At 74.2% G+C, this 3983-nt stretch carries 3 protein-coding genes and 1 pseudogene; 3 read left to right on the top strand and 1 reads right to left on the bottom strand.

Annotated elements, in window-relative coordinates:
• Positions 1-24: 24 nt before the first annotated feature.
• Positions 25-297, bottom strand: a pseudogene (locus AB0O00_RS31600) (NTP transferase domain-containing protein); the annotation flags it as partial.
• Positions 298-442: 145 nt separating this feature from the next.
• On the opposite strand from AB0O00_RS31600, the gene moaA reads away from it, so the two are divergent.
• The 3 genes from moaA to AB0O00_RS31585 all read left to right on the top strand — a co-directional run bounded on the left by moaA (position 443) and on the right by AB0O00_RS31585 (position 3971).
• Positions 443-1438, top strand: a complete 996-nt coding sequence (gene moaA, locus AB0O00_RS31595) for a GTP 3',8-cyclase MoaA (RefSeq protein ID WP_363657607.1) — start codon at positions 443-445, stop codon at positions 1436-1438.
• A 179-nt stretch (positions 1439-1617) separates the two neighbouring features.
• A complete protein-coding gene (locus AB0O00_RS31590; RefSeq protein ID WP_363657609.1) occupies positions 1618-2307 on the top strand; it encodes an HNH endonuclease family protein in 690 nt (229 codons plus the stop codon).
• A 92-nt stretch (positions 2308-2399) separates the two neighbouring features.
• A complete protein-coding gene (locus AB0O00_RS31585; RefSeq protein ID WP_363657605.1) occupies positions 2400-3971 on the top strand; it encodes an alpha/beta hydrolase in 1572 nt (523 codons plus the stop codon).
• Positions 3972-3983 lie beyond the last annotated feature (12 nt).

Genomic DNA, 3983 nt, shown 5'->3' with positions numbered 1-3983 from the left:
TCCCACATCCGATATGGCCGATCACATCCTGGAGCCCAAGCCGCCCGCCCAGTCCGGGTTGTCGGCCAGGCGGCAGCCCGGCAGGTGCGCGGTGGCGCGGACCTTCTCGCGCTCGGCGCCCAGCACGACCGTGACGTCCGCGCAGCCGCCGGCCCGGACGACGGCCACCGCGTGCTCGACCAGCGGCCGGCCGTCGTAGCGGATCAGCGCCTTGGGCCGGCCGCCGAGCCGCCGCCCGCCCCCGGCGGCGAGCACGAGCGCGGCGACCGGCGCGGGCGCCTCACGAGTGGTCTGCATGGGCAAAGCCTGCCCGCCCGGGGCGCCGCCGCACATCGTGGGAACCCACAGTTGTACGAATCCACAAGGCGAAGCCGCAGGTCGCGGCCGGTCCCCGGTGGTTCGGCCGCTGGCGGTGCGGCCCGGTGGCACCTGTACTTGGCTGATGAACACCGCACCGCGCCCGCTGCTGGACCGCTTCGGCCGGGTCCACACCGACCTGCGGGTCTCGCTCACCGACCGCTGCAACCTGCGCTGCACGTACTGCATGCCGGCCGAGGGCCTGAACTGGCTGCCCAAGGCCGAGGTGCTCGGCGACGACGAGGTGCTGCGGCTGGTGCGGATCGCCGTCGAGCGGCTCGGCATCACGTCGGTGCGGCTGACCGGCGGCGAGCCGCTGCTGCGCCGCGGCCTGCCGGACCTGGTCGGGCGGATCACCGCGCTCGGCCCCGAGGTGTCGCTGACCACCAACGGCATCGGGCTCGCCCGCACCGCCGTCGCCCTGCGCGAGGCCGGGCTGCACCGGGTGAACGTCAGCCTGGACACCCTGCGGCCCGAGCGCTACGAGGCGATCACCCGCCGGGACCGGATCGCCGACGTCTTCGCGGGCCTCGCCGCCGCGCAGGCCGCGGGCCTCGCGCCGGTGAAGGTCAACGCCGTCCCGGTGCGGGGCGTCAACGACGACGAGATCGTGCCGCTCGCCGAGTTCGCGGCCGAGCACGGCTACCGGATGCGGTTCATCGAGTCCATGCCGCTGGACGCGCAGGGCGCCTGGGACCGCTCGACGATGGTCACCGCCGACGAGATCCTCGCCGTCCTCGGCACCCGCTGGAGCCTGGTCCCGGTCGGCCGGCACGGCAACGCCCCCGCCGAGGAGTGGCGCATCGCCGGCACCGACACCGTGATCGGCGTGATCGCCTCCGTCACCCGCCCGTTCTGCGGCGGCTGCGACCGGGTCCGCCTCACCGCCGACGGGCAGCTGCGCAACTGCCTGTTCGCGACCGAGGAGTCCGACCTGCGCGCCCTCCTGCGCGGCGGCGCCGACGACGACGCGGTGGAGGCGGCCTGGCGCGCCACCATCGGCCGCAAGGGCCCCGGTCACGCGATCAACTCCGACGGCTTCGTGCGGCCGGAACGCCCGATGTCCGCGATCGGGGGATAGGGGGCCCGGTGTGATCTTCGACATGCTCCTTGGGGTCCACGTGGCGTCGCCTTGACCATCTCTTGGGGTGGCTGTTCTGCTGGTGCGCCGTCAACCACCCCTGACCCCGGGAGTTCTCCGTGCCCGCCCGCCGCACCGCGCTGTCCGCCGCCACCGTGTTCCTGATATGCGTGCTCGCACTGGTCGGCTGGCTGGTCGGCGGGCGCGACGGCGGGGCGCACGAGCCGGCCGCGGGCGCCGGAACCAGCCCGCTGGAGAACCCCGACGGCACCAAGCCCGGCCTGGCGCCCCTGAGTTCGCCGCAGGACCGCAAGGCGGGACGTGACCTGATCGCCAAGGTCGCCACCGCCGCCCCCGGCCCGCGCGACGGCTACGACCGGGGCGAGTTCGGGCCCGCCTGGACCGACAACGTCGAGGGCGTCCCGCTCGGGCGCAACAACTGCGACACCCGCAACGACCTCCTCGCCCGCGACGGCACGGCCGTCGAACACAAGGACGGCTCGGACTGCGTCGTCACCGCGATGACCATCCTCGACCCGTACACGGGCAAGACCGTCCGGTGGACCAAGCAGCAGGCCACGAAGATCCAGATCGACCACGTGATGCCGCTCTCCTACGACTGGCAGATGGGCGCCGCCGCGTGGGACAAGGCCAAGCGCGTCCGGATCGCCAACGACCCGCTCAACCTCATCCCCGCCGACGGCTCCCAGAACGCCTCCAAGGGCGACTCCGGCCCGGCCGCGTGGCTGCCCGCCGACCCCGGGATCCGCTGCGCGTACGCCGTGCGCTTCGCCCAGGTGTCCCTCAAGTACCAACTCCCGGTCACCGATGCGGACAAGAAAACCATGCTCGAACAGTGCGCCCCCTGATGTACCCCGAAGTACCCCGGATTTCGCCGTCGCGGCAGGTCCCCGGCGTGACCGGAGCACCGGCCAGGTGGTATTCGTGGGCGGTGGACTCGATGATCCCCCGGTACCCGCGGCGCGCCCTGCCCGTCCTCGCCGCCGTCCTCGCCGTCGCGCTGCCCGCGGGCTGCACCGGCTCCGCCGCCCCGGGCGGCGCCGCGGGCACGGCCCCGCGCGCGCCGATCGCCGAACGGGTCTCCGACACCGCCTCCCCGGCCCTGCGCGCCCTCTACGACCAGCGCATCGACTGGACGCCCTGCACCGACGACGGCAACGCCGACCCCGGGGAGCCGGTCGTGCAGTGCGCCGCCCTCAAGGTGCCGCTCGACTACGCCGCCCCCGGCGGCGCGACCATCGACGTCGCCCTTGCCCGCGTTCCCGCCGCCGACCCGTCCCACCGCGTCGGCTCCCTCGTGCTCAACCCCGGCGGCCCCGGCAACTCCGGCACGGCCCAGGTCCAGTGGGGCTGGAAGAGCTTCGACGGCCCGCTGCACGAACACTTCGACCTCGTCGGCTTCGACCCGCGCGGCGCCGGGCGCACGATCCCCGTCAACTGCCTCGACGACCGCACCCGGGACGAGTGGACCAGCACCGACGACCCGTCCTACGACCACGGCCAGGTCCTCGCCGAGGCCTGCCAGGCCAAGTACGCCAAGGTGCTCCCGTTCCTCGGCACCCGCAACAGCGCCCGCGACATGGACGTGCTGCGCAGCGCCCTCGGCGACCGCAAGCTCGACTTCCTCGGCCTGTCCTACGGCACCTACCTCGGCGCCCTGTACGCCGAGGAGTTCCCCGAGCGCACCGGCCGGCTCGTCCTCGACGGCGCCGTCGAGCGCAGCACCGACCTCCTGCACATGAACGGCGAGCAGGCCGCCGCGACCGAGGCCGAGTTCACCGCGTTCGCCGCCGACTGCGCCTCCGTCGAGGACTTCTGCCCGCTCGGCACCGACCCGGCCACCGCCCCCAAGCGGCTCGCCACGTTCCTCGACGGCCTGAAGAAGCACCCGCTGGGCACCTCCGGCGGACGCACCGTCACCGCGACCCTCGGCTGGAACGGTGTCCTCAACGTCCTGTACGACGGCCACCGTTCGTGGGAGCGGCTGCGCGCGGCCATCGAACCGGCGATCACCCGCGGCGACGGCGACGAACTGCTCAAGCTCGCCGACGGCAACACCGGCCGCGACGAGGACGGCCACTTCGACACCCCGGCCGACGCGTACGCCGCGATCCACTGCGCCGACGCCCCGCTGTCGCCGACCGACGCGGACCTGCGCGCCGCGCTCGCCGACCTCGCCGACCGGGCCCCGCTGACCGGCTCGCACGACACCAGGGCCACCCTGCTCGACCCCGACTGCCGCCCCTGGCCCTACCGTTCGACCGAGCAGCCGCACACCGTGCGCGCGACGGGCAGCGCCCCGATCCTGGTCGTCGGCTCCACCGGCGACCCCGTCACGCCCTACCCGTGGGCGCAGCGGATGGCGGCCGGCTTCGACCACGGCGTGCTGCTGACGCGCGAGGGCGACGGACACACCGCGTACGACAAGAGCGCGTGCGTGCGGGGCGCCGTCACGGCGTACCTGGTGGACGGCCGGCTGCCCGAGGCCGGGACGCACTGCCCGTCGGACTGACGGGCCTCTGCC

The organism is Kitasatospora sp. NPDC093558 (assembly GCF_040683475.1).
In the GTDB taxonomy this organism is placed as follows: domain Bacteria; phylum Actinomycetota; class Actinomycetes; order Streptomycetales; family Streptomycetaceae; genus Kitasatospora.
Note: the sequence above shows the minus strand (reverse complement) of the source record. Positions and strands in the feature narration are given on the sequence as shown.